The sequence below is a fragment of the Cellulophaga omnivescoria genome (assembly GCF_001999725.1).
GTDB lineage: Bacteria > Bacteroidota > Bacteroidia > Flavobacteriales > Flavobacteriaceae > Cellulophaga > Cellulophaga omnivescoria.
In genome coordinates this window covers 80,989-106,362 of the sequence record NZ_MDDP01000034.1, presented here as the reverse complement: position 1 = coordinate 106,362, position 25,374 = coordinate 80,989, and the positions used below count along the sequence as shown (strand labels likewise).

The following is a 25,374-nucleotide window of genomic DNA, read 5'->3' as shown; positions in this document are numbered from 1 at the left end:
ATTACCAATCTTTTTCGTTCTTTACTTTAGCGCCTTTTACTTTTTGGGCATCCATTTTTTCTTGAACTTTTTTCTCCTCATTCTCCATAGCTTTTAATAGGTTTTTTACCTGTTGCTTAGAGAGCTGATTAGGCCTTGGTTGCTGTTGTTGGTCTTGCGGCTTTTTATCTCCTTTATCATTTGGCTTTTTTTGGTCTTTTTTATCGTCACCTTTGCCGTCCTTATCATCTTTATTTTCTTTGTCTCCTTCGTCCCCTTTATTCTTTTTGTCTTCGCCGTCTTTTTTGTCCTTATCTTTTCCTTGGTCGTCTTTTTTATCGTCTCCGTCCCCTTCGTTCTTTTCTTTGTCTTCGTTTTTATCTTTTTGGTCTTCCTTATTGTCTTTTTGGTCGTCCTTGTTTTGGTCGTTTTTCTTTTGCTCGTCTTGTTGTTTTTTTAGTAGCTCTTTAGCTAAGGCAAAATTGTACCTGGTTTCTTCATCAGAAGGATTATTTCTAAGAGCTTCTTTGTATGCTTCTACCGCCTTTTCATACTCTTTGTTTTTCATGAAAACATTACCCATATTGTGGTATGCCTTATGTTTATCTGCTTTGGTGCTAGCTAACTCGCCAGCTTGCTTAAACCTGCCAAAAGCTTCACTATACGTTTCTTTATTGTAATAAGCACTCCCTAAATTATATGGAGCAACGGCATTTTCTGAACTTTTAGAAATTGCTTTACGGTAATTTGCTTCTGCTTGTGAAAAATTATTTTCAGATAGTTCTTTATTAGCCTCCCAAGTTAAATTTTTAGAGGTGTTTAATGCTTTTTCTTTTTCTTTAACGTCTGCATCATCTTGTGCATAAGTAAAGCATCCTATTAAAAAAACAATGTATACTAGCTTTTTCATTTATTCTACTTCTTTTTCGTTAAACAAATTAAGTTTTTGAAGCCATTTTGTTTTTCGGTCTAAAAGAAAAATATCTATGAATAAAAAGAACAATCCTGCACCAATAAACCATTGAAATTGGTCTTTGTACTCAGAAAATTGTTTGGCTTCAAACTCTGTTTTATCCATTTTATTTAATTCTTCTTTAATAATAGTTACAGCATCATTAGTATTTGTGCCATCTATAAATTGGCCATTACCTTCATCTGCAATATCTTCTAAAACGCTTTTGTTAAGTTTTGTAATTACAACTTCTCCTTGTAAGTCTTTTTTAAGACTTTGTAAAACTCCATTACGCTTTATAGGTATTGGAGCTCCTTTTTCTGTGCCAACCCCAATGGTAAATATTTTTATGCCTTGGTCTACTGCTTTTTCTACTGCACCTTCTGTAGCACCTTCAGAGTGGTCTTCTCCGTCTGATATAATAAATAACACTCTGTTTGTTTGTTCATCATCATCATAATACGTAGAAGCTAAATCTAACGCTTGGTTAATGGCTGTACCTTGAGATGATAGCATATTGGTGTTTAAACCTTGTAAAAACATTTTTGCCGCACCATAATCTGTAGTAATTGGTAATTGCGGGTACGCTTGCCCTGCGTAAGCAATAATACCAATACGGTCACTACCAAGCTGAGCAATAATTTCTGAAACAATGCGCTTTGCTTTATCTAACCTACTAGGAGCAATGTCTTCTGCAAGCATACTTTTAGATACATCAACAGCAAAAACAATATCTACACCTTCTCTTTTTACGGTTTCAAGTTTTGTGCCAATTTTAGGGTTTGCCAATCCAACTATTAAAAGTGTTAATCCTAAAATAAATACACAGAATTTTAAAATTGATTTAAAGGTAGATTTAGTAGGTGTTAAGCGCTTTAGTAAGTGTATATCAGCAAATTTCTTTTGTGCTCTTTTTTTCCAGATTAAAAGCAGCACAAAGAAGATCACCATTACAGGAATGATGAACAGTAAATAGAAATATATTTTTTCGTCTATTTGTATCATTTGTCTTTCTTAATCTTAGATAAAACTTCTAAATAAAGTGTTTCGCATTACCCATTCTAGTAAAAGTAAAATACCAGCCAAAAGTATTAATGGTCTAAACTTTTCTTCAAAATTGGTATATTTAATTTCTTCTATGTCGGTTTTTTCTAACTTATTAATTTCATCATAAATAGCTGCAAGCTTTTCATTGTCTGTAGCTCTAAAATATTGTCCGCCTGTTACTGTAGCAATTTCTTCCAGCAATTTTTCATCAATTTCTACTTGCCTCATACCATACCTGTAAGTACGGTCTGGGTTAAAGCCAATTGGCGTTAATGCATTTCCATTGGTACCTAAACCAATGGTATAGGTTTTAATTTTGTATTCTACTGCTAAATCTGCTGCAGTTTTTGGCTCTATAAAGCCAGAGTTGTTAACCCCATCTGTAAGTAAAATAATTACTTTACTTTTAGACTTGCTGTCTTTTAAACGGTTTACAGCAGTTGCTAAACCCATACCAATTGCTGTGCCATCTTCTAACTGGCCGTGCGTTATTTGGCGTAATGATGATAGTACAATAGACTTGTCACTAGTAATAGGTGTTTTTGTGTAACTCTCACCAGCATAGGCAACCAGGCCAATACGGTCATTAGGCCTTTTTTTTATAAAATCTGCGGCAACTTTTTTTAATGCTGTTAGTCTGTTTGGTTTTAAATCTCTGGCAAGCATACTAGAAGATACATCTATTGCCATAACAATATCTATACCTTTTGTAGTTTTAGTCCTGGTAGATACATCTTTGGTTTGTGGGCGTGCTAAGGCAGTAATTATTGCGGCTAATGCTAATAAGCGAAAAATAAAGAGTAAAGGCTTTAGTTTAGACAATATACTAGTGTCTGTAAAGCCTTGTGTGCTAGATATTTTTAATGCTGCAGTTTCTTGCTTATGTTTAAAAAAATACCATAGCGCAGCCAGTGGTAGCAGTAATAGCAACCAAAAAAGCTGAGGGTTTGCAAAAGTGATATTTTCTAGCATTTATTCTTTTTTATCTTCTTTAACTTCAATTGAATTAAATATACGATTAGCAATTTCCTGTGCATACTCGTCATCTGCTAAGTAGGTTACCAGTATTTGTTGCTGAAAACCTTTGCCTCCAAAACAAATTATTGCATACTCTCCATTTACCAATTCTTTAGAATTTGGCATTTTAAACTTACCAGAACCATATATTTTTAAACCTTTGGTGTCTGATGAAAAAGTGCTAAACTCTTCTTGCTTTGTGGTAATGTTTTTAGTTCCAGAAGCTTCAAATTCAGCCAATATTTTTTCTGCTACTTGGTTAAAGTTTGGCTCTGTTTCTGGGTTAGCAAACGTAGCAGATGAAACACTTACTCCAAATAATGTTTTGTTACTTTTATAAGTAAACAATTGCAGTTCTTTAACGTTTGCTTGTGCCTCTGGAGGTAATTTAACTTCTTGCCTAATTAAAACCTCTGGTGTTTCTATTTGTATTGGTGGGTAGCCATAAGAGCTTTGTACCCAATCGTTCTCTAATAATTCTTTTACCGGATGTCCAAAAGCTGTGTCCTTTACTGTTTTAAAACCGTATATTTTAATTAAGACACCTAAACCAATTAATAAAGCACCTACAAAAGTGGCAATGGCAATAATCCATTTTTTCTTTTCTTTTTTTCGCGCTAATTCTTCTAGGTATTCTTCATTTTTAAGCAGTTCTTCCTCTGTAGGCTCTGGTAACGCCTCATGTGTTTTTTCTACAATCTGAGTTATTGCCACGCGGTCTTGCTCTGCAATAGAAGTTTCTGGTTTCTTTTTGGCAAATTTTACTAAATCTGCAGTTTGTAAAACACGTTTAAATTGTGATATAGTATCGTTGTCTAACTTTAATTGCCCTGCATCTTTTAAAAATTCTAGCTTGGTAATAAGTTGGTCTGTAGTGCTTTCTAAGGCAGATATTTTTACATCTTCTTCTAAATAAGAACGTACAATAGTGGTAAGCTCAGAGTAATACTCCTTATACTCATCTTGTATAATGTACTTAGAATTTTCTAGTTTTTTAAGTTCTATAATTGCTCGGTCATATGGTGGTAATAGCGCTATTTTTTCTTCGTCAGTTAATGGTTTTTTACGTAAAATAAACCAGTAAATTAAACCGATAACCACTAGTAAACTAGCTACAATAATACCAACTAGCAACCAAGGGAATGAAGAGGCTTTTTCTACCTCCATAAGTGGTTTAATATCGTACATTTTTTGGGCAAAAGTATCTACCTTAACAGTACCAACATTAACCCTTAAAGAATCTGTAAAAAAAGCTTTACCATTAATTTCTATGCGTTGTATAGGAATTGTATAAGCACCAGAATCAAACTGAGTAAGGGCATAAGAACGCTGTAATGTAATGCGGTCTTTATACTTTGTGGTATCTATTTCTAAGGCTTCAACCATTTCTAATGGAGAAAAAGTTTGATCTTCAGGAAATAGTACTTGTGCTGTAGAGTCCGCATCTACCAATATGGTATACTTTATTTGCTCACCAATTCTAATAGCAGTAGTATCTATATCTGCTGTTATTTTAGGTTGGTTTTGGGCATAACTATAGTACGAGCCAAAAATAAGGCACGCCAAAACACATATTATTTGTAATAATGTGTTACTAGAATTTGTTATTTGCTTGTTACTAATTGTCATTATCCTCTTCGCTTAAAATAGCCTAATAGCTTTTTAACATAACTTTCGTCTACTCTACAACTTAGTGTTCCGCAGCCCGATTTTGTGAATGTTTCTTTAAAGTAAGTTACTTTATCTTGGTAGTACTTACCATAAGCTAACCTTACTTTTTTAGATTGTGTGTTTATAAGTTTTATGGCGCCAGTTTCTGCATCTTGCATTTGCACCATACCTATGTTTGGTATAGTTTCTTCACGTTCATCAAAAATACGTATGCCTGTAACATCATGTTTTTTACCTGTAATGCGTAATGTTTGTAAATAATCATCAGTAATAAAGTCAGACAACACAAATACTATGGCTTTCTTTTTCATTACATTGGTTAAATACTTTAGGGCTTCAGATAAATTTGTTTTAGTGCTTTTTGGTGTAAATTCTAACAGCTCTCTAATAATACGCAATGCGTGACTTTTTCCTTTTTTTGGAGGAATAAAAAGTTCTACTTCATCAGAAAAAAGAATTAAACCAACTTTGTCATTGTTTTGGAGTGCAGAAAAAGCAAGTGTAGCAGATATTTCTGTAATAATATCTTTTTTAAACTGATTGGTTGTACCAAAGTTTTCAGAGCCACTTACATCTACCATAAGCATCATCGTAAGCTCTCTTTCTTCCTCAAAAACTTTAATGTAAGGTTCGTTATAACGTGCGGTAACGTTCCAGTCTATAGCACGTACATCATCGCCAAATTGGTATTGGCGCACCTCACTAAACGTCATACCACGTCCTTTAAACGTAGAATGGTACTCTCCGCCAAATATATGGTTAGAGAGACGTCTAGTTTTTATCTCAATTTTTCGTACTTTTTTAAGTAATTCTTTAGTATCCATTTTTCAGTTTGCAGTGTACATTATTAGATTGTAGTTTTTGTTTGTAAAAAAACAGAACCACGACATATAACTGACGACTGATTTAAGGCACTTCTACTTCGTTTACAATCTTATTAATTATTTCTTCAGAAGTAATGTTTTCTGCTTCAGCCTCATAAGTTATTCCAATTCTATGTCTTAACACATCATGAACAACGGCTCTAACATCTTCAGGAATAACATACCCTCTACGTTTAATAAAAGCATAACATTTAGCTGCTGTAGCTAAGTTTATACTACCACGAGGAGACGCTCCAAAACTTATAAGTGGTTTTAAATTTTCTAGATTGTATTTTTCTGGGTAACGTGTGGCAAATATGATGTCTAAGATGTATTTTTCAATCTTTTCATCCATATATACTTCTTTTACAGCTTTTTGTGCATTTAATATTTGCTGTACAGTAACCACAGGTTTAACCTCATCATAAGAACCTTTTAAGTTTTGACGCATAATTAACTGCTCCTCATTAATTTTAGGATAGTCTATTACTGTTTTTAACATAAAACGGTCTACTTGTGCCTCTGGTAGTGGGTACGTACCTTCTTGCTCAACAGGGTTTTGAGTAGCCATTACTAAAAAAGGTTTTTCTAAAACAAAGGTTTCGTCTCCAATAGTTACTTGTTTTTCTTGCATAGCTTCTAACAAAGCCGACTGAACTTTTGCTGGGGCTCTGTTAATTTCATCAGCCAAAACAAAGTTTGCAAATATTGGACCTTTTTTAATAGAGAAATCATTCTCTTTAATATTGTATATCATTGTACCTACAACATCTGCAGGTAATAAATCTGGTGTAAATTGTATTCTGCTAAAGTCTCCGCGGACTGCCTTAGATAAAGTGTTAATTGCTAATGTTTTAGCTAGCCCAGGTACACCTTCTAATAATATGTGTCCTCGTCCTAGTAATCCAATTAGTAGACGTTCTACCATATGCTTTTGACCCACAATTACTTTGTTCATCTCTAGCATTAGTAGATCTATAAAAGCACTTTCTTGAGCAATTTTCTCGTTAACCGCACTAATATCTACTGTAGTATTTTCTTCCATAAGCCATTAAAATTGTTCTGCAAAATATAAAAGTATTTAATAAGATGCAAAATCTTAATTTATTTACGGTTCTGCTGTTAATAATAGGTTAAATGTTGTATAACGCTACTATTATTATGAACTATTTAAGGAATTTATTTTTAATTTTCACATAGTGTTATGAAAACCAGATGCTAGCACCCAAAAGAAGGTTTTTTTGAATGTACTTAAAAAGTTGAAAATTATTTCATTTTTTCTTTAGCTTCAAGAGTAATCGGTTTTATAAATATACTATAAACCTCATCTGGAGATAAATTTAAGTTGTAAGTAGCTAGTTTTTTTCTAAAAGCATCGCTCTTTTCAACCTTGTTATCTCCTAATTCATTTAGAATATAATAATAACTACTTTTATTTAAAACTTTTGATAGTGTAAGGTCAAATTTTTTATAATCAAAAAGGGTATAGGCTAGTAACGAGGAATCCCATTCTTTGTATTCTGTAGTTTGCTTTATTAATTTAACCTCCTTTATTTTTTCTTTGTTTTGGGTGTAATTAGAGGTAGAATATAGAAAAAATAATATAAGTAGTATTTTTTTCATTTTGTAAAAGTTTAATTAAACAGAATAATGTTTATGAGTTTATTCTTTGGTCACTTATGTTTATTTTTTTTGGGTTTAGGTGTAGGAAATAATCTATATAAAAATAAGACAAATTAAATGTATAATATTTATAAAAAAATGTTATTTATATAGTGTTAGTTTAGTTGTTTTTTTATTTTCACAACTATTATGAAAGCAACACAAAATTATTCCAGAATTATTGCCGGAACAATGACCTGGGGAAACTGGGGAAAAAACTTATCTACAACACAAATAGACAAACTAATACACCATTGTTTAAGTGTAGGCATAACTACGTTTGACCACGCAGATATTTATGGCGGCTATACCAATGAGGCTATGTTTGGTAAGGCCTTTGTTAATAGCGGAGTGTCTAGAGAACATATGCAACTTATTACCAAATGTGGAATACAACACGTTTGTGAAGCCAGAGACAATAAAATAGGGCATTACCAGTATAATAAAGATTATATTGTAAGCTCTGTTCATCAATCTTTAAAAAATTTAAAAACAGATTATATAGATTTTTTATTGTTGCATAGGCCTAGTCCTTTAATGCATCCGCTAGAAATATCAGAGGCTATTTATCAATTAAAAAAAGAAGGGAAGATTATAGATTTTGGAGTGTCTAACTTTACACCTTCTCAAATTAAAATGATAGAGACTGCGGTTCCTGTTGTTGGTAATCAGGTAGAGTTTTCATTAACACAAAATAACGTGATGTATGATGGTACTTTAGATGATTGTATTACTAATAAAAGAATGGCAATGGCTTGGAGTTCTTTGGGGTCTTATTTTAAAGAGAAAAATGACCAAACATCTCGTATAAAAGAGGCTTTAAGTTTATTAATTAAAAAGTACAATGCAACAGAAGATCAGTTATTGTTGGCTTGGGTTTTAAAGCATCCGTCAATGGTTTTTCCTGTGGTTGGTACTGCTACTCCAGAACGTATAGCGGCATCTTTTAAGGCTCTAGATATTAAATTAGAATTAGAAGATTGGTTTGTGTTGTTAAAAGCTAGTCAGGGGCATCCTGTACCTTAGAAAAATTAGATATAAAATGAATAAAAATAAAATTGCTTTAATAACTGGTGCTACAAGTGGTATTGGTATGGCAACCGCTAAAATATTTGCTAAAAATAATATAGACCTAGTGCTATGTGGTCGTAGGCAAGAGCGTTTAGATATGCTTAAAAATGAGTTAGAAAAAGAGGTTGCCGTGCACACATTAAATTTTGATGTGCGCAATAAAACAGCCGTTTTAGAACAAATTAATAGCTTGCCGCCAGAGTTTTTAGATGTAGATATTTTAATTAATAATGCGGGTAATGCACACGGTTTAGAGCCCATACAAGATGGTAATTTAGACGATTGGGACGCAATGCTAGATATTAATGTTAAAGGGTTATTGTATGTGTCTAAAGCTGTAATTCCTAATATGATAGCTAAAAAGTCTGGGCACATTATAAATATTGGTTCTACAGCTGGTAAAGAGGTATACCCAAATGGCAACGTGTATTGTGCTAGTAAGCACGCTGTAGATGCAATAAACCAAGGCATGCGTATAGATTTGAATCCGTATAATATTAGAATTGGTGCTGTAAATCCAGGAATGGTAGAGACCGAGTTTAGTGAGGTGAGATTTAAAGGAGATACTGCAAAAGCAGCAAAAGTTTACCAAGGTTTTAAGCCATTACAAGCCTTAGATATAGCAGATATTATACATTTTGTGGTTACTAGACCGTACCACGTAAATATTGCAGATTTAGTAGTTATGAGCACAGCGCAAGCAAGTAGTACAATTGTTAATAAAAACTGATTTTCTATTTTGTAACTAACATTTTTTAAAATGATAAATAAGCGACTTTTAGTTAAAAACCTTCTGGCTCATAATGACGAGAATAGTTTTTATGACAAAAAGCGCTTTATAGATATTGGTCAAAAAGAAGGAAAAGCAAAATTTTTAAAACACGTTTGCGCTTTAGCAAATAGCAATCCTAATAACAATTCCTTTATTGTTATTGGTGTAGAAGATGAAGATAATAAAATAGTTGGAGTAGATTTTTTTGATGATAGTAAAATACAAAATCTAGTAAATGCGTATTTAGATAACCCTCCTTTAATCTCTTATGAAAATATACCATTTCCTCAGCTCCCAGAGGGTAAAGTTGTAGGTTTAGTAACCATAAAATCTAACGGTAAAGTATGTGCGCTACGTAAAAATATTTGGAAATATTATGGTGGCTCTGTTTTTTTTAGAGAGGGTAGTATAAGCTTGCCTAAAGCATATGGTATAGAGTTAAAAGATCTAAATTCTAATGCTGTTGCAACTATAGAAAAACACGCCAAAAATAACATAGAACTTACTTTAGATGGTGTTATAGATTTTATAAATAATAGGCATAAAGACTTAATAAGTAATTATAAAGTTTTTAAAGAGCAATTTGTGGTTTGTTGGGCAGGAAACCAAAAAAAAGTAAAAGATAAAACGTATTATTCTAGGGTAGATATAGAGCTAATTAACGAGCAAGTAAAACTATTTTACTCCAATTTAGATGAAATAACTATAGCCTATAATGATGATTCATTTACCACCACAGAGTATGTACAATTAGGTTTGGGCAAACAACAAAAGTATTATCCGTTTGAAAAAGTAATTTTAAACTTTAATGATAATGGAAAGTATTTTATACAAAGTAATTTAATATTTAACCCTCCACAATATAACAAAAAGTCATTATACCATACCTATAATGCTACTAATGCTTTGGTAGATAAACTAGAAAAGAAACAAAAATTAACAAAGCAAGAAGATGCAGATTTACAACAGCTACCAGATATTTATTTAATTTGTTATTTAAACGATTTTCCTGAAGCTATTACACAAATGGAACGCGTAAAACCATTTGTAAAAGAATACAATAAAAATGTGTATAGGTCTTTAAAAGAGGCTTTTAGGATATTAAGAAAAGTAAAGTATAATTAAGTATAGCTAGTTATCATGATAAATTTAATAGCTTTTTAAACTTTTTTAGTTTGATGATAGCCTTAAAAACACTATCTTTTTTCAGTAAAATTAAAACACTACCACAATGGGAATATTTGATGAAATTAAAAAGAAATTAAGTCACGAATTTATAGATATAATAGAATGGTTAGATAATACTGACGATACTATTGTGCACCGTTTTGAGCGTTACCAAAACGAAATTAAAAATAACGCAAAACTAATTGTTAGAGAAGGGCAAGTTGCAGTATTTGTAAATGAAGGGCAACTAGCAGATGTTTTTAATCCCGGGACATATACTTTAAACACTCAAAACTTACCAATTTTAACGACATTAAAAGGTTGGAAGTATGGTTTTAATAGTCCGTTTAAAGCAGAGGTTTATTTTGTAAACACACGCTTATTTACAGATGAAAAATGGGGAACTAAAAACCCAATTATGCTTAGTGACGCACGCTTTGGGTTAACAGAAATTAGAGCATTTGGTACGTATAGTTTTAGAATAGAAGATGCAGGTAAATTTGTAGTAGATGTTGTAGGTACAGATGGTAATTTTACAAACTACGAAGTTAATGAGCACCTTAAAAGTTTAATAGTTACACGTTTTACAGATACTGTTGGTGAAGCTAATTTGCCAATAGAATTGTATGCTGCTAACACAACAGAACTATCTGATACTTGCCAAGAGGTTATGCAGCCAGAGTTTGGGCGCATAGGGATATTATTAGAAAAATTCTACATAGAAAATGTGTCTATGCCAGAAGAGCTTAAAAAAGAAATTTTTGAGTACAGTAGGTTAGACAAGTTAGACTTAAATAAATTAACCCAATTTAAAACAGCAAAAGCAATTGAGGCCGCAGCCAAAAATGATGGCGGTACAGCAGGTGCAGGTATGGGAATGGGTATGGGTTTTGTAATGGCACAGCAAATGGGCGGAATGATGAACCCGCAAATGATGCAGCAACAACCAGCAGTGCAACCACAAGGCGCAGCAGTACCGCCACCAATGCCAACCCAGGTACAGTACTTTTACGCAGCTAACGGTCAGCAAATGGGCCCAGTTACTTTTGATAAGCTAAAAGAGCTTTTTGCCAATAGAACCATTAATAAAGATTCATTAGTTTGGAAACAAGGTATGGCAAATTGGTCTGCTTTACAAGATGTAGAAGAATTAAAAGTATTTTTAGGTGGTAACACACCTCCTCCTTTACCAACGGTATAATACGCTAATCTTCATCAACCTAAAAAAAGTTTTACCCTTTAGTTAGGGGTAATTTTTATGGAAGAATTAAAACAATCTGAACAAAAGAAATCTTGTGCCAATTGTGGTGCAGAGTTAAAATACAAACCCGGCTCACAGCAATTAAGCTGTGGGTATTGCGGGTATGAAGAGTTTATAGAACAAGCTAAAAGTAGTTTTGAAGAGCTAGAACTAGAGCATTATTTAAAAGCTGTTGGAGATAATGCTTATACAGAAACTATAGATTTACTGCATTGTAAAAACTGTGGTGCAAATCAGCATATAGAAGAAAATTACAAATCTTTACACTGTGTGTATTGCAGTGAGCCACTAATTATAGAAGATGTAGAAAAAGAAGGCTGGATTTTACCAAGTGCTGTAGTGCCTTTTCAAATAGATGCTAAAAAGGCAAGAAGCATTTTTAAAAATTGGGTAAATGGTATTTGGTTTGCACCAGATAAACTAAAAAAAGCAGCTTTAGACCCAGAGGGTATTCGTGGGTTGTATATGCCTCATTGGACTTTTGATGCTAATATGACTGCAGATTATATAGGTAAAAGAGGTGAGTATTATTATGTAACCAGAACATATAAAACTAAAAACGGAACAAGTACAAGGCAAGAGCGCAGAACAAGGTGGTATCCTGCTTCTGGTAGTGTTAATGGTTTTGTAGATGATATTTTGATAAATGCATCTGAAAAGAAACAAAGAGAAATACCCGCCAAAGTTGCTTTTTGGAATTTTAAGGAATTAAAACCGTACAACTCTGGTTTTTTAGCTGGTTTTGTTACGGAAAAATACACCATATCATTAAAAGATGGGCACCATCAATCCTTTGAAAAAGCTAAAGAAATTGCCTACAATTGGATTCGTAGAGATATTGGTGGAGATACACAGCAAATATCTTCCACAGATATTAAACTTAAAGATGAAACTTTTAAGCATATTTTGTTGCCAATTTATATAAGCGCCTATAATTATAATGGAAAAGAATATAGGTTTTACGTAAACGGACAAACAGGAAAAATTAGTGGTACCAGACCATATTCATTCTGGAAAATATTCTTTTTAGTACTTTTTGTAGTGCTAATAATTGCATTATTTATATTATTTACCCAATGAGAAAATTAGTAATAGGAGACATACACTCTGGCTTAAAAGCATTAAAACAATTGTTACAAAAAGCAGAGGTTACTACTAGTGATCATCTTATTTTTTTAGGAGATTATGTAGATGGTTGGAGTGAGGCAGTAGAGACCATTAGCTACTTAATAACACTAAACAAAACACACAACTGTACTTTTATTAGGGGTAACCATGATGAGCTTTGCTTAAACTGGTTAAAAACAGACGAACATAATGATACCTGGGTTTTACACGGCGGACAGGCTACACAGAGTTCATATTTGGGTATAGATAGTAAAACTAAAAATGAGCATATTTCATTTTTAGAAAATTTAGAGAATTATTATTTAGATGAAGAAAATAGACTTTTTCTGCACGCAGGGTTTACCAATTTAAAGGGAGTAGATTATGAGTATTTTAAAAAAAATTTTTATTGGGATAGAACTCTTTGGGAACTTGCTTTAGCTGTAGATCGTACTTTGCCAAAAGAAGACAATAAATACCCAAAGCGGTTATTAAAATATAACGAAATTTATATTGGGCATACTCCAGTCACACGTATAGGAAAAACAGTCCCCCAAAATGCTGCAAATGTATATAATATAGATACTGGAGCTGCTTTTAAAGGACCTTTATCTATGTTAAATGTAGATACAAAAGAAGTATGGCAAAGTGATCCTGTGACTACTTTTTATCCTACAGAAAAAGGAAGGAATTAAAAATTATTGTCGACCTTTGTGAAAACAACTTGTATTATATGTCTGCACACAACATAAGATTAGAAGTAATGAAAGCCATTGAGGGCAAAGTAGAAGGTTTTATAGATAGCTACTTAGTTCCTATTGAAAAAATATGGCAACCAACAGATTTTTTACCAGACTCTCAGAGCGATAACTTTTTTAACGAAGTAGAACAAATTAGAGAAGAAGCAAAAGAGTTGGGCTATGATTTTTGGGTTACTCTAGTTGCAGATACTATAACAGAAGAAGCATTGCCAACCTATGAGTCTTGGTTAATGGATGTGGAAGGTGTAGACCAACATGATGGTCCGGAAAATGGATGGGCCAAATGGGTTAGAAACTGGACCGCAGAAGAAAACAGACACGGTGATGTGCTAAATAAATATTTGTACTTATCTGGAAGAGTAAATATGCGTGAGGTAGAAATTACAACACAGCATTTAATTGCAGATGGTTTTGATATTGGTACAGACAGAGATCCGTATAAAAATTTTGTATATACTTCATTTCAGGAGTTAGCTACAAATATTTCTCATAAGAGAGTTGGGCAAATGGCCAAGAAAAAAGGAAACACTTTACTTGGTAAAATGTGTAATATTATTGCGGGTGACGAAATGCGCCATCACCTAGCCTATAGAGAGTTTGTAAAAGTTATTATGGATCAGGACCCTAACGGAATGATTTTAGCTTTTGCAGATATGATGAAACGTAAAATTGTTATGCCAGCGCACTTTTTACGTGAGTCTGGCGGTAGCATAGGTACTGCTTTTGAAACTTTTAGTAATTGCGCACAAAGGTTAGGTGTGTATACAGCTCAAGATTATATAGAAATCCTTAGTAAACTTAATGGTTATTGGGATATTGAAAATTTAAGAGGTTTAAATGATTCTGCAGAAAAAGCGAGAGATTATTTAACCAAACTACCTTCTAGATTACAACGTATATCGGACCGTATGAAAATTGATGATGACCAGTATCACTTTAAATGGGTACAAGCAAATGGTATGCTTTAATACTGTTTTTATACATAAAACAAAACCCCAATTCTTATAAGGAATTGGGGTTTTTTGCTTGGTTGTTGATGTAATTATAGTTTACCGTGTTTGTGCTCACTTTGCCATTTTTGCAAATCGGCCCATTTGCCTTCATAGCACATTTTTGCTTGCATAGGCCATGAAGATGGGTCGTGTATTCTATAACGCTCTCCACCAGAGTTTAAAACTTCTTGGCACTTAGCTACTGTAGCTTCAGATAATGCTTTCCAAGTTTTAATATCAAAAGAATGAAATAATCCTTCTATTTTAGGGCCAATTCCTTCTACTAATTTTAAATCGTCTTGTTTTACTTTTTTACCAAATATAGCTTTGGCTGCAGCAGCATCAAAAGCAATACCGGTCTCTTGCACAGGAGTAGGTGCCATTGCAGCTACAGGAGGAGTAACAACAGCTTTTGCTGCTTCTTTGGCTTGTGCTTTACAAGCGTCTAAATCTGATTTTAGTTGTGTATTTTTAGCTGCTAGTTCATCCTTATCTGTTGCTAATTTGTTGTTTTTGTCTTTCCATATTTGTAAATCTTCAGAGTTATCTATTACCTCTTTGTTACCTTTTCCTAGTAAGTAGCCCAGAATTGCACAAATTAAGCCTACTAAAGCAGGTATAATCCAGCACCAGATGTTTGTGTTTTCCATGTTTAATTTAGTTTTATGTGTTTTACTTTAAAGTTATTACTGTTCTTCTATTTTGCGCTTTGCCTTCTTCTGTATCATTGGTTGCAATTGGCTCATCTGGGCCTTTAGAAGATGTATTTATTTTAGACGGAGAAATTCCGTTGTTTACTAGGTATTCTTTGGCAAATTCAGCTCTTTTTAATCCAAGACCAATATTAGTTGTTCTATCGCCAGTGTTGTCTGTATGGCCAACTACATTACACATAGCACCTTCTACTTTGTCCAAATACATAGATATGTCTGCTATTTTTTGTCTTTGTTCTGTAGTTAAATTTATAGAAGCTTGTCCTGTTTTAAAATGAAGAACCAATGGATTAGATTTTATTTTTAAATAAAGAGCATCCATTTCTGCGGTGTTGTCTTCTGCAATAACAGCGTCATAAGCCACTGGACCAAGGTAAATACTATCTTTAGGTACCATTGAATTCATTAATTGTCCAGAAATATTTAATTTAGAAGATGGCACACCACTAGCAACAATATAATTTTTAATGGTATTTGCTCTGGCTATGCCTAAGTTAGGGTAAGCAGAATTGTTTTCTTCGTTATCTGTATAATAGCCTGTAATGGTAACAGCGTTTTTAGAGTCTTTATCTAAATACTGTTGTACAGCAGCTACACCTTTATTTACATTTTCTGATAAAGGTTGTTGGTATGCAAATTCTGATGTTTTAAAATTGAAATTATCATTGTTTTCAAATTCAAAACCATTTCCTTTTAAAGAAAAAGGATAAGCAGTTGCTTTTGGTTCAATTGGTGTTTGTTCCTCTTTATTAGTTTCCGTTACAGAACTAGAATCTGTAGTTGCAAATCCGCAACAAGTACAGCACGTAATAAAAAAGTAAGTTCCTACTAGAATAGTGATAATTATTCCTAGCAGATACATTAGTTTTTTTGTCATAATGGTCTGGTTTTTTTGTGTTTACGCTACAATGTAAAAAAAAATTATTTAAAATGTTAAAAATGTTAAAGAAATACGCATTCTTAAACTTTTTTTAATGAATTTTTTACTTTTTGCGTTTGCACTTACCAGTTATGTACTAAAACCTACCAAATATACATTGTTTGCTTATGAATATATAATTCTGTAAAAAAACCAGAAATATTAATATTACTTTTATAATATCATAGTAGGAAAAAAACCCTGTTCTCCCGTAAAGTACGGCATTGAATTTGGGTTTTTTTCATTTTATTATTAGTTAGTTAGCTGTGTGTAAATTTTAGGTACAAAAAAGCCGCTGTATACATTTGTAAACAGCGGCTTTATATTTTTATGTTTTTCTGTTATAAATTAAATTTAATCCCTTGAGCAAGAGGTAGTTCTGTTGTGTAGTTAATTGTGTTTGTTTGTCTTCTCATATAAACTTTCCAAGCATCAGAACCAGATTCACGTCCTCCGCCAGTTTCTTTTTCACCTCCAAATGCACCACCAATTTCTGCGCCAGACGTACCTATGTTTACATTTGCTATACCACAATCAGATCCTTGTACAGATAAAAAGTGTTCTGCCTCGCGTAAATTGTTTGTCATTATAGCAGAAGACAAACCTTGTGCAACACCGTTTTGCATTTCTAGGGCATTTTCTACACCGCCAGAATATTTTAACAAGTATAAAATAGGAGCAAACGTTTCATGTTGTACAATCTCAAAAGAGTTTTTGGCTTCTGCAATTGCTGGTTTAACATAACAACCACTTTCATAACCTTCTCCATCTAAAACACCGCCTTCTACTACAATGTTGCCACCTTCTTTAACAACTTTGTCTAAAGCATCTTGATACATTTTTACTGCATCTTTATCTATAATTGGTCCTACGTGATTGTTTTCATCTAGTGGGTTACCAATACGTAATTGTTTGTAAGCACTTACAACTGCATCTTTTACTTTATCGTAAATAGAGTCGTGTATAATTAATCTACGTGTAGATGTACAACGTTGGCCTGCTGTACCTACGGCACCAAATACGGCACCAATAACAGTCATTTTTATATCTGCATCTGGTGTAACTATAATTGCATTGTTACCTCCTAACTCCAATAAAGACTTTCCTAAACGACCAGCTACTTCTTTAGCAACAATTTTACCCATTCTGGTAGATCCTGTAGCCGATACTAAAGGAATGCGAGTATCTTTTGTCATCATTTCACCAACTTTATAGTCGCCATTTATTAGGTTGCAAATACCTTCTGGCAAGTTATTGGCAGCAAAAACCTCTGCAGCAATATTTTGGCAAGCTACACCACACATAGGCGTTTTTTCACTAGGTTTCCACACACAAACATCTCCACAAATCCAAGCTAAGGCAGTATTCCAAGCCCAAACGGCAACCGGAAAATTAAACGCAGATATAATGCCAACTACGCCAAGTGGGTGGTATTGCTCATACATTCTATGTCCTGGACGCTCGGAGTGCATTGTTAGTCCGTGTAATTGTCTAGACAACCCAACTGCAAAGTCGCATATGTCTATCATTTCCTGTACTTCCCCTAAGCCTTCCTGGTAACTTTTTCCCATTTCATAGGAAACAAGTTTTCCAAGCGCTTCTTTTTTTTCTCTTAATTTTTCTCCAAACTGGCGTACAATTTCTCCTCGTTGTGGAGCTGGCATTGTTCTCCATGTTTTAAATGCAGAAGTAGCAGTTTTCATTACAATATTGTAATCTTCTTTTGTGGTAGCTTTTACTTTACCAATAAGTTTACCGTCTACTGGAGAATAACTTTCTATAATGTCTCCGTTAGAGAAATTATTAGAGCCGGTAGAAGTTCCTTCATTAATATCTTTAAGGCCCAATTCTTTTAAGGCGCTTTCTATTCCAAAAGATGTTGCTATTTTTGACATTTTTATAACTTTTATATTAAAAATTGTTATGTTTCACACAAAGTTACAAATAAATGTGCTTTGTTTAACAAAACTAGGTAATGGTTTATGATAGGTGTTTATACGCTCGGTAAATTATTCTTCATCTGCGGTATACCTACTATCCACAGGCATTACAGTGCCACAATTATCACAAGTACGATGTTCTTTAGAACCGTAAAATATTTTAAAATGACTTAAAAAGTCTTTCTCTATATCGTTAAGGGTAAAATAAGCTTCGTAAAGTTTATGGTTGCAATTATCACAATACCAAAGTAGACCATCGTCTACTCCAAGATTATTTCTTTTACGTTCTATAACTAAGCCAATAGAGTCTTTGTGCCGAACAGGAGAATGCGGTACTTTTGCTGGGTGTAAATACATATCACCAGGCCCCAATTGCATTGTTTTCTTTTTGCCATCTTCTTGTATATGTACTTCTATGGTGCCTTCTAACTGATAAAAAAGTTCTTCTGTTTCGTTATAATGGTAGTCTTTTCTGGCGTTTGGGCCTGCTACAATCATAACTATATAATCACCTGCATCTTTATATAAATTTTTGTTGCCAACAGGTGGTTTTAAGGTGTCTCTGTTTTCAGAAATCCATTTGTTTAAATTAAAGGGTGCTCTTATAGCCATAATTCTTTTCTTTATTTACGCAAAATGCTTATCAAATTTAAGAAAAGAAAATAGTTTATCCGTTTGTTATTTGTATAAGATTTGGGTGGCGTAGTGTTCGCCTTGTTTGTTAGTAAGTATACACAATCCTGTATATTCAAAATCTGTTTCTATATTGTCTCTATGCTTTGGGCTGTTTAGCCATCCATTAAGTATTTGTGATGCTGTACTGTATTGGTTTGCTACATTTTCTGCTACCAAACTAGCGTTGGTTTCTAATGATAAACTTTCTGCTCTTTGTATAAAATTATCATGGTTAATAGAATTGATTTCTATCATATAAATATTATGCTCTTTTGCATACCTATATGCGTTGTTACTTATTTGTAATTTTTTTAAGCCAATATTAGTTCGGTGGTTATTAATTAAGGCAAATAATTCTGCTTCCATTTTGGTTGCGGCAACTTCTTCATAAAGTTCATCTGCACCATCAGTTTTATTACAGCTTATAAAAAGTATAAGCAAAAGAGGAATTAGGGGAAATTTCATCTTATACATAACAATCAATCTTCATTTAAAATTTAGATGTTGTAAAAATATAGGTATAAGTAATTGTGTTAGTGTTAAATACTATGTATGATGAAATAAAAACGGTAAAAAGTATATTTATAGATTAAATACAATTATACGTGTTAACTGTACTTGTAATTGATAATTTACTTGTAAAAAAGTTGTGTGTAATAGTAATCTCCGTCTTGTTTATGCATTACGCTAATACCTGTGTGGGTGTAATCTCCTTCTAAATTAGCCTTGTGTCCTTCACTTTGCAACCAACTATTTAGTGTTTTTTGTGCGGTTGTGTAGCTGTTAGCTATGTTTTCTGAAATGTAATTGGCGCCAGTTTCTTCTGATATAGCTTTTGCTCTTTCCTGAAAATTAGCGTGACCAAGATCATTAGTATTAGCCATATATTTGCTATGTGTAGCAGCATATTTTTTAGCTATATCACTCTTTTTTAGAGGTAACAAGCCTAAAGATTCTCTATGTGCATTAACTTTTAAAAACAAGTCATTTTCTATTTCTACGTTGTTTAATGTGCTAATTTCTTCTTCTAAGTTGTCTTTAGAACAACTGGTTATAATTAAAGGTAAAAGCACTAATAATAAGTAATATAGCTTTTTTAACATGGTTAGTGTAAAACAGGTTTTAGTTAGGTTGGTTTAATTTATGGTTAATATAAATAAAAAGTAGCAACAAATGGACAAATAAATACGTTCTTGTTAAATAATTTGTTTTTAACAAGATATTACCCAGTTTTCAGGGAGTATTCTATGTATTTTAAACTGTACTTTTACCAAAACTAATTTTTTATGAAAACCAAATCAATCTTTCTTGTATTATGTTTAGCCCTTTTTTTTGGATGTAAAAAGAAAGCAACTGTTGTAGATGAAGAGTCTGCTGCAAAATATGCAGAATACGTATCTGGCTATACACAAGGCATTATTTCTACTAAAGCACCTGTAAAAATTGTTTTAAGTAAGCCTGTAGCAGAGTGGGCAAACGGAAAAGATTTAAGTTCTAGTGTTTTAGATGTTTCTCCTAGTGTATCAGGAAAAATAAAAGCAATAAATGAGAATACTCTAGTTTTTACTCCGTCTAAGGCATTTAAACAAAATACAGAGTATACGTTTTTAGTAAACTTAAAAGAAATTTATAAAGATATTCCTGGTGAATTAGAAGAGTTTGCTTTTTCTGTTAACACAATAAAACAAGAGTTTAGTGTAACATTAAGTCCTATGCAAGCATATTCTAAAGAATATCAATACATAGACTTACAGTTAAGATCTGCAGATATATTAACCTTAGAAACCGTAAAAAAATTAACTTCTGCTACATATAAAGGTAAAAAGTTACCTTTTAAATATGGTAATAATCCAAAAAGTGGAACACAGTTTCAGCTTAAGTTAGATAGTATAAAGAGGTACAATGAAGATGAAAAATTAGAGTTGGTATATGATGGAAATTCTTTTGATATAGATACAAAAGGAAAAATAGAAGTTGTAATTCCTGGTAAAAATAATTTTTCAATATTAAATGTAGATGTAAGGCAAACAGGAAGTCCTGCCGTAAAAATCAATTTTTCAGACCCATTAAAAAAAGGTCAAAATTTAAAAGGTTTGGTTGTATTAGAGAACGATGCAAACCCTAAATTTTCTATAAAGGGAAATACGCTTTATTTGTACCCTTCACAAAACCATACTGGATCCTTATTATTAGAGGTTTTTGATGGTATAAAAAGGGGTGATGGTGTAAAACTTAAAAAAAAATATACAGAGCATATAGCTTTTGAGCAAATTAAACCACAGGTTAGAGCGTTGTCTAACGGTGTTATTTTGCCATCATCTACCAACTTAAAAGTAAATTTTGAGGCCGTAAACTTAAAAGCTGTAGATGTTAAGGTTTTTCGTATTTATGAAAACAATGTACTTCAGTTTTTACAAGTAACAGAGTTAGGTGGTAACAACCAATTACGTAGAGTTGCAAGGCCAATTGCAAGTAAAAAACTAAAGCTAATAGATGAGCTTACCGTTAATAATGGTAAATGGCAAGCACACGCATTAGACTTAACAAATTTAATAACACCAGAAAAGGGTGCTATTTACAGAGTAGAGTTTTCTTTTAAACCACAATATAGTTTGTACACTTGTAGTGATGGAACAAACTTTAGTCCTTTTGATGAAGAGGAAAATAATGATGATTTTGATGAAGAAACAGAAAGTAGCTATTGGGATAATTCTGAAAGTTACTACAACAATGATTATAGCTGGAGTGAAAGAGAAAATCCTTGTCACACATCATACTACGTAAATAAAAAAGTAGGAATTAATGTTTTGGCAACAGATATTGGAGTAACGGTAAAAAAAGGTGTCAATAAAAATTACTTTGTAGCTACTACAGATCTTGTAACAGCCAAACCAATAGTAGGTGCTAAAGTTACTTTTTATAACTACCAGCAACAAGAGTTAGGAACGGTAACAACAAATGCAGAAGGAGTATCTTTTTATGATGCTAAGCATTTAGCATTTTTTGCAGTAGCAGAATTTAAAGGCCAAAAAACATATGTAAAACTTAATGATGGTAACGCCTTGTCAGTAAGTAAGTTTAAGGTTTCAGGAGTGAAGCTACAAAAAGGTATTAAGGGCTATATTTTTGGAGAACGTGGTGTTTGGCGTCCAGGAGATATGTTACACCTATCATTTGTTTTAAATGACAATGCTAATAAATTACCTGCTAACCATCCTGTAAAATTAGAATTATTAGACCCTTATAATGATGTGGTTCATAGAGAAATAAAAACATTAGGTGTAAACAACTTTTATAACTTTCCTATACAAACAGATGAAGACGCTATGACGGGAGACTGGTTGGCAAAAGTATCTGTTGGTGGAGCACAGTTTACAAAAACCATTAAAATTGAAACCATAAAACCGAATCGTTTAAAAATTAAAAACAATTTTGGAGAAGATATACTTAATGGCAAACAACCTATAAAAGGCACAATGGAAGTTAAGTGGTTGCACGGTGCAATTGCAAAAAATTTAAATACAGATATTGCAGCTAAATTTAATGCAGTAGAAACCAAATTTAAAAATTATCCAGGTTATATTTTTGATGATCCAAGTAGAGGTTTTTCTGCAGAAGAACAAATGGTTTATAATGGCAAAATAGATGCAGAAGGTAAAGCTAATTTTTCTATCAATCCACAATTAGAGAGTAACCCTCCGGGTATGTTAAAGGCATCTTTTGTAACTAAAGTATACGAAAACGGCGGAGATTTTAGCACAGATGTTTTTAGTAAAGATTATTCTCCTTATGACACGTACATTGGGCTTAATGTACCAAAGGGAGACAAGTCTAAAGGGATGCTGTTAACAGATGTTAAACATAATTTTGAAGTGGTTTCTGTAGATCAAAACGGAAAACCTAAGGCAGTTAAAAACCTAAAAGTAGCCATTTATAAAATTCAGTGGCGTTGGTGGTGGGAGACATCAGAAGATAACTTAACGCATTATGGTAATAGTGGTTACAGAAATAAGGTTTTTGAAACAACAATTAGCACAAACTCTAAAGGAAAAGGAAATTTTGAATTTGAATTAAAATACCCAGACTGGGGAAGGTACTTAGTTAGAGTAGAAGATGAAAATGGCGGGCACGCAACAGGCAAAGCTGTTTATATAGATTGGCCAGGCTGGGCAGGGAAGTCTAAAAAGAACGATCCGTCTGCTGCTACTATGTTGTTATTTTCGTCTGATAAAGAAAAATACAATGTTGGAGAAAAAGCAACATTTACTTTTCCTAGCTCAGAAAACGGAAGAGCTTTAGTTACCGTAGAAAATGGTAATGAAGTGTTACAATCTCTTTGGGTAGAAACTCAAAAAGGAGAAACTAAGTTTACAATACCAATGACAAAGGAATTTACACCAAATGTGTTTATTCATATTTCTTTATTACAACCACACGCCTCTACGCAAAACGATTTGCCAATACGTATGTATGGTGTAATTCCAATCTCTGTAGAAAATAAAGAAACAAAATTAGAACCAGAAATTGAAATGCCAGATGTGCTTAGGCCAGAAGAAACAATTAGTGTTAAAGTAAGCGAAAAAGAAGGCAAAGCAATGACATATACTATTGCTATTGTAGATGAAGGTTTGTTAGATTTAACTAGGTTTAAAACACCTAACCCTTGGGGAACTTTTTATGCAGATGAAGCATTAGGAGTAAAAACCTGGGATGTTTATGATGATGTTATTGGTGCTTTTGGCGGCAGAATAAATCAGGTATTTGCTATTGGTGGTGATGATGAACTTGCTGGGGCTAAAAGCAAAAAAGCAAATAGGTTTGAGCCTATGGTGGTACATTTAGGCCCTTTTAAATTAGAAAAAGGACAAACTAAAGCACATAAAATTAAAATACCAAAGTACGTAGGTTCTGTTAGAACAATGGTTGTTGCTGCAGATGCAGAGAAGGAAGCATATGGTAGTGAAGAAAAAACAACACCAGTGCGTAAACCCTTAATGATTTTAGCGTCATTACCACGTAAAATAACTCCGGGAGAATTTGTAATATTACCAGTTACTGTTTTTGCTATGGAGAAAAAGGTTAAAAATGTAACAGTAAAAATTAAGGATAACAAGGCTTTTACTATTGAAGCTGGAAATACCAAATCGTTAAGGTTTACTACTCCAGACGAGAAAATGGCGTATTTTGTTCTTAAAGTATCGGACTTTAAAGGTATTGGTAAAGTAATAGTAGAGGCTTCTGGTAATGGAGAAAAAGCATCTTTTGAGATTCCAATAGATGTGGTAAATCCTAATCCTGTTACTGCAGAGGCAACCAATTATGTATTAGATCCTAACAGTAGTAAAAATATTAGTTTAGAAACTTTTGGTGTAGCTGGTACAAATACGGCATCAATAGAACTATCTACATTACCACCAATGAATTTTAACGGAAGAATGCAATACTTAATTCGTTACCCACACGGTTGTGTAGAGCAAACTACATCTGGTGCTTTTCCTCAGTTATTTTTAGCAGATATTTTTGATATGCCTAAATCGAAAAAAGAAGAAGTGCAGAAAAACGTAGAAATGGCTATAAATCGTTTAGCTGGTTTCCAAAAATCTAACGGAGGTTTATCATACTGGCCAGGTCAAGGTAGTGCCAACGATTGGGGAACAACCTATGCTGGACATTTTATGTTAGAAGCAGAAAAAAGAGGATATGCATTACCAATAGGATTTAAATCTAAATGGATAACTTATCAAAAGAATGTAGCAAAACAGTACAGAACCAGTGGTAGATACACCTTATTACCGCAAGCATACCGTTTATATACACTAGCATTAGCTGGTAACGCAGATGTTGCGTCTATGAACAGGTTACAAGAAACAAAAGACTTGTCTAACCAATCTAAATTAAGACTAGCAGCTGCTTATGCCCTTATTGGGCAAAAATCTGTAGCTACCAAGTTAATGAACAGTGCTACTTTAGATTTTACCAATGTTAAACATAATTATGGAACGTATGGTTCTGTAGAACGCAATAAGGCTATGGCTTTAGAAACTATGTCTATAATGGAAAACAAAAAAGCGTCTCAGCAGTTGGCAAAAGAAATTGCAGAAGCTTTAAATAGCAATACCTATATGAGTACACAAAGTACAGCATATAGCTTATTAGCAATGGCTAAATTTGCAGATATGGTTGGTGGTAAAGGTATAAATGCAACACTAAAAGTTAACGGTAATAAAGATAATGTTAGTACAAGTAAAACATTGGCTAACAGGTCACTTTCTATTAAAAATGGAAGTAACTCTTTGCAAATAAAAAATAATGAGGGTAATACACTTTATGTAACCTTGGTTAACAGTGGTAAGTTGCCTGTGGGTGAAGAAAAAACAGTGCAGAATAACTTAAGTGTAAATGTTGTCTTCAAATCTAGAAATGGTAGTTCTATAGATGCATCACAAATACAACAAGGAACAGATTTTGTTGCTGAGGTTGTACTAAAAAATACTACCAATAGTAAAATTGAAGACGTAGCATTAACTGAAATTTTTCCTAGTGGATGGGAAATTGTAAATACACGTTTTACAGATTTTGGCAATTTTGCAGCAAACAATGTAACCTATACAGATTTACGTGATGATAGAGCTAATTTTTATTTTGACTTAAAAGAAAATGAAACTAAAAGCTTTAGAGTTTTATTAAACGCATCATACCTAGGAACATATTATTTGCCTGGTGTGCAAGCAGAAGCTATGTATGATAATGATTACTTAGTACGTACAAAAGGACGTTGGGTAGAGGTTGTAAAATAAACACAACT

The 25,374-nt window shown here is 33.0% G+C and carries 21 protein-coding genes; 8 read left to right on the top strand and 13 right to left on the bottom strand.

Going from position 1 to position 25,374, the window contains the following annotated elements:
• Position 1 precedes the first annotated feature (1 nt).
• The 7 genes from BFJ87_RS12640 to BFJ87_RS12610 all read right to left on the bottom strand — a co-directional run bounded on the left by BFJ87_RS12640 (position 2) and on the right by BFJ87_RS12610 (position 7,152).
• On the bottom strand, positions 2–889 hold the full coding sequence (locus BFJ87_RS12640; RefSeq protein ID WP_077405139.1) for a tetratricopeptide repeat protein: 888 nt from the start codon (positions 887–889) through the stop codon (positions 2–4).
• On the bottom strand, positions 890–1,936 hold the full coding sequence (locus tag BFJ87_RS12635) for a vWA domain-containing protein (RefSeq protein WP_077405136.1): 1,047 nt from the start codon (positions 1,934–1,936) through the stop codon (positions 890–892).
• A gap of 15 nt (positions 1,937–1,951) precedes the next feature.
• Positions 1,952–2,950: a vWA domain-containing protein gene (locus BFJ87_RS12630; RefSeq protein ID WP_077405133.1), complete on the bottom strand. Its 999-nt coding sequence runs from the start codon at positions 2,948–2,950 to the stop codon at positions 1,952–1,954.
• Positions 2,951–4,624 carry a BatD family protein gene (locus BFJ87_RS12625; protein ID WP_077405130.1) on the bottom strand — a complete coding sequence of 558 codons (1,674 nt, stop codon included), beginning with the start codon at positions 4,622–4,624 and terminating at the stop codon, positions 2,951–2,953.
• Complete coding sequence (locus tag BFJ87_RS12620; protein ID WP_013620716.1) at positions 4,624–5,490, bottom strand: DUF58 domain-containing protein; 867 nt, start codon at positions 5,488–5,490, stop codon at positions 4,624–4,626. Before BFJ87_RS12620 ends, BFJ87_RS12625 begins: the two co-directional genes overlap by 1 nt.
• An 82-nt stretch (positions 5,491–5,572) precedes the next feature.
• Positions 5,573–6,574, bottom strand: a complete 1,002-nt coding sequence (locus BFJ87_RS12615) for an AAA family ATPase (RefSeq protein WP_077405127.1) — start codon at positions 6,572–6,574, stop codon at positions 5,573–5,575.
• 221 nt (positions 6,575–6,795) lie between these two features.
• Entirely contained in the window at positions 6,796–7,152 is a 357-nt protein-coding gene (locus BFJ87_RS12610) for a hypothetical protein (protein WP_077405124.1), read from the bottom strand.
• A 189-nt stretch (positions 7,153–7,341) separates the two neighbouring features.
• Here BFJ87_RS12610 and BFJ87_RS12605 point away from each other — a divergent pair, with 189 nt between their 5' ends.
• The 7 genes from BFJ87_RS12605 to BFJ87_RS12575 all read left to right on the top strand — a co-directional run bounded on the left by BFJ87_RS12605 (position 7,342) and on the right by BFJ87_RS12575 (position 14,298).
• Positions 7,342–8,217, top strand: a complete 876-nt coding sequence (locus BFJ87_RS12605) for an aldo/keto reductase (RefSeq protein ID WP_077405121.1) — start codon at positions 7,342–7,344, stop codon at positions 8,215–8,217.
• A 16-nt stretch (positions 8,218–8,233) separates the two neighbouring features.
• On the top strand, positions 8,234–8,992 hold the full coding sequence (locus tag BFJ87_RS12600; RefSeq protein WP_077405118.1) for an SDR family NAD(P)-dependent oxidoreductase: 759 nt from the start codon (positions 8,234–8,236) through the stop codon (positions 8,990–8,992).
• A gap of 30 nt (positions 8,993–9,022) precedes the next feature.
• Positions 9,023–10,159 carry an ATP-binding protein gene (locus tag BFJ87_RS12595; protein WP_077405115.1) on the top strand — a complete coding sequence of 379 codons (1,137 nt, stop codon included), beginning with the start codon at positions 9,023–9,025 and terminating at the stop codon, positions 10,157–10,159.
• A gap of 106 nt (positions 10,160–10,265) precedes the next feature.
• Positions 10,266–11,402, top strand: coding sequence for an SPFH domain-containing protein (locus BFJ87_RS12590; protein WP_077405112.1), 1,137 nt, complete (start codon positions 10,266–10,268; stop codon positions 11,400–11,402).
• A 57-nt stretch (positions 11,403–11,459) separates the two neighbouring features.
• Positions 11,460–12,542, top strand: a complete 1,083-nt coding sequence (locus BFJ87_RS12585; protein WP_077405109.1) for a TFIIB-type zinc ribbon-containing protein — start codon at positions 11,460–11,462, stop codon at positions 12,540–12,542.
• Positions 12,539–13,264, top strand: a complete 726-nt coding sequence (locus BFJ87_RS12580) for a metallophosphoesterase family protein (RefSeq protein WP_077405106.1) — start codon at positions 12,539–12,541, stop codon at positions 13,262–13,264. The genes BFJ87_RS12585 and BFJ87_RS12580 overlap by 4 nt, the downstream gene beginning before the upstream one ends.
• 38 nt (positions 13,265–13,302) lie before the next feature.
• Positions 13,303–14,298 (top strand): acyl-ACP desaturase, encoded by a 996-nt coding sequence (locus BFJ87_RS12575; RefSeq protein ID WP_077405103.1) that lies wholly within the window; start codon positions 13,303–13,305, stop codon positions 14,296–14,298.
• A gap of 74 nt (positions 14,299–14,372) precedes the next feature.
• Here BFJ87_RS12575 and BFJ87_RS12570 read toward each other — a convergent pair whose 3' ends face one another.
• From BFJ87_RS12570 to BFJ87_RS12545, 6 genes are all read right to left on the bottom strand, one after another.
• Entirely contained in the window at positions 14,373–14,972 is a 600-nt protein-coding gene (locus BFJ87_RS12570; RefSeq protein ID WP_077405100.1) for a hypothetical protein, read from the bottom strand.
• Positions 14,973–14,994: 22 nt separating this feature from the next.
• Positions 14,995–15,912, bottom strand: a complete 918-nt coding sequence (locus tag BFJ87_RS12565) for an OmpA family protein (protein WP_077405097.1) — start codon at positions 15,910–15,912, stop codon at positions 14,995–14,997.
• 383 nt (positions 15,913–16,295) lie between these two features.
• Positions 16,296–17,849, bottom strand: coding sequence for an L-piperidine-6-carboxylate dehydrogenase (gene amaB, locus BFJ87_RS12560; protein ID WP_077405094.1), 1,554 nt, complete (start codon positions 17,847–17,849; stop codon positions 16,296–16,298).
• Positions 17,850–17,963: 114 nt separating this feature from the next.
• Positions 17,964–18,506: a 3-hydroxyanthranilate 3,4-dioxygenase gene (locus BFJ87_RS12555; RefSeq protein ID WP_077405090.1), complete on the bottom strand. Its 543-nt coding sequence runs from the start codon at positions 18,504–18,506 to the stop codon at positions 17,964–17,966.
• Between the two features lie 66 nt (positions 18,507–18,572).
• A complete protein-coding gene (locus tag BFJ87_RS12550; protein WP_171974510.1) occupies positions 18,573–19,034 on the bottom strand; it encodes a CAP domain-containing protein in 462 nt (153 codons plus the stop codon).
• A gap of 167 nt (positions 19,035–19,201) precedes the next feature.
• A complete protein-coding gene (locus tag BFJ87_RS12545) occupies positions 19,202–19,672 on the bottom strand; it encodes a CAP domain-containing protein (RefSeq protein ID WP_077405084.1) in 471 nt (156 codons plus the stop codon).
• A gap of 183 nt (positions 19,673–19,855) precedes the next feature.
• Between BFJ87_RS12545 and BFJ87_RS12540 the strand changes: the two genes are divergently transcribed.
• The gene (locus tag BFJ87_RS12540) at positions 19,856–25,366 is read left to right on the top strand and encodes an alpha-2-macroglobulin family protein (protein WP_077405081.1); all 5,511 of its coding nucleotides are present in this window, start codon (positions 19,856–19,858) and stop codon (positions 25,364–25,366) included.
• The last annotated feature ends 8 nt before the right edge of the window (positions 25,367–25,374 follow it).

Bases quoted from the DNA above. Each gene is read 5' to 3' on its own strand.
- BFJ87_RS12640 (WP_077405139.1), bottom strand. From the start codon at position 889: ATGAAAAAGCTAGTATACATTGTTTTTTTAATAGGATGCTTTACTTAT.
- BFJ87_RS12635 (WP_077405136.1), bottom strand. From the start codon at position 1,936: ATGATACAAATAGACGAAAAAATATATTTCTATTTACTGTTCATCATT.
- BFJ87_RS12630 (WP_077405133.1), bottom strand. From the start codon at position 2,950: ATGCTAGAAAATATCACTTTTGCAAACCCTCAGCTTTTTTGGTTGCTA.
- BFJ87_RS12625 (WP_077405130.1), bottom strand. From the start codon at position 4,624: ATGACAATTAGTAACAAGCAAATAACAAATTCTAGTAACACATTATTA.
- BFJ87_RS12620 (WP_013620716.1), bottom strand. From the start codon at position 5,490: ATGGATACTAAAGAATTACTTAAAAAAGTACGAAAAATTGAGATAAAA.
- BFJ87_RS12615 (WP_077405127.1), bottom strand. From the start codon at position 6,574: ATGGAAGAAAATACTACAGTAGATATTAGTGCGGTTAACGAGAAAATT.
- BFJ87_RS12610 (WP_077405124.1), bottom strand. From the start codon at position 7,152: ATGAAAAAAATACTACTTATATTATTTTTTCTATATTCTACCTCTAAT.
- BFJ87_RS12605 (WP_077405121.1), top strand. From the start codon at position 7,342: ATGAAAGCAACACAAAATTATTCCAGAATTATTGCCGGAACAATGACC.
- BFJ87_RS12600 (WP_077405118.1), top strand. From the start codon at position 8,234: ATGAATAAAAATAAAATTGCTTTAATAACTGGTGCTACAAGTGGTATT.
- BFJ87_RS12595 (WP_077405115.1), top strand. From the start codon at position 9,023: ATGATAAATAAGCGACTTTTAGTTAAAAACCTTCTGGCTCATAATGAC.
- BFJ87_RS12590 (WP_077405112.1), top strand. From the start codon at position 10,266: ATGGGAATATTTGATGAAATTAAAAAGAAATTAAGTCACGAATTTATA.
- BFJ87_RS12585 (WP_077405109.1), top strand. From the start codon at position 11,460: ATGGAAGAATTAAAACAATCTGAACAAAAGAAATCTTGTGCCAATTGT.
- BFJ87_RS12580 (WP_077405106.1), top strand. From the start codon at position 12,539: ATGAGAAAATTAGTAATAGGAGACATACACTCTGGCTTAAAAGCATTA.
- BFJ87_RS12575 (WP_077405103.1), top strand. From the start codon at position 13,303: ATGTCTGCACACAACATAAGATTAGAAGTAATGAAAGCCATTGAGGGC.
- BFJ87_RS12570 (WP_077405100.1), bottom strand. From the start codon at position 14,972: ATGGAAAACACAAACATCTGGTGCTGGATTATACCTGCTTTAGTAGGC.
- BFJ87_RS12565 (WP_077405097.1), bottom strand. From the start codon at position 15,912: ATGACAAAAAAACTAATGTATCTGCTAGGAATAATTATCACTATTCTA.
- amaB (WP_077405094.1), bottom strand. From the start codon at position 17,849: ATGTCAAAAATAGCAACATCTTTTGGAATAGAAAGCGCCTTAAAAGAA.
- BFJ87_RS12555 (WP_077405090.1), bottom strand. From the start codon at position 18,506: ATGGCTATAAGAGCACCCTTTAATTTAAACAAATGGATTTCTGAAAAC.
- BFJ87_RS12550 (WP_171974510.1), bottom strand. From the start codon at position 19,034: ATGAAATTTCCCCTAATTCCTCTTTTGCTTATACTTTTTATAAGCTGT.
- BFJ87_RS12545 (WP_077405084.1), bottom strand. From the start codon at position 19,672: ATGTTAAAAAAGCTATATTACTTATTATTAGTGCTTTTACCTTTAATT.
- BFJ87_RS12540 (WP_077405081.1), top strand. From the start codon at position 19,856: ATGAAAACCAAATCAATCTTTCTTGTATTATGTTTAGCCCTTTTTTTT.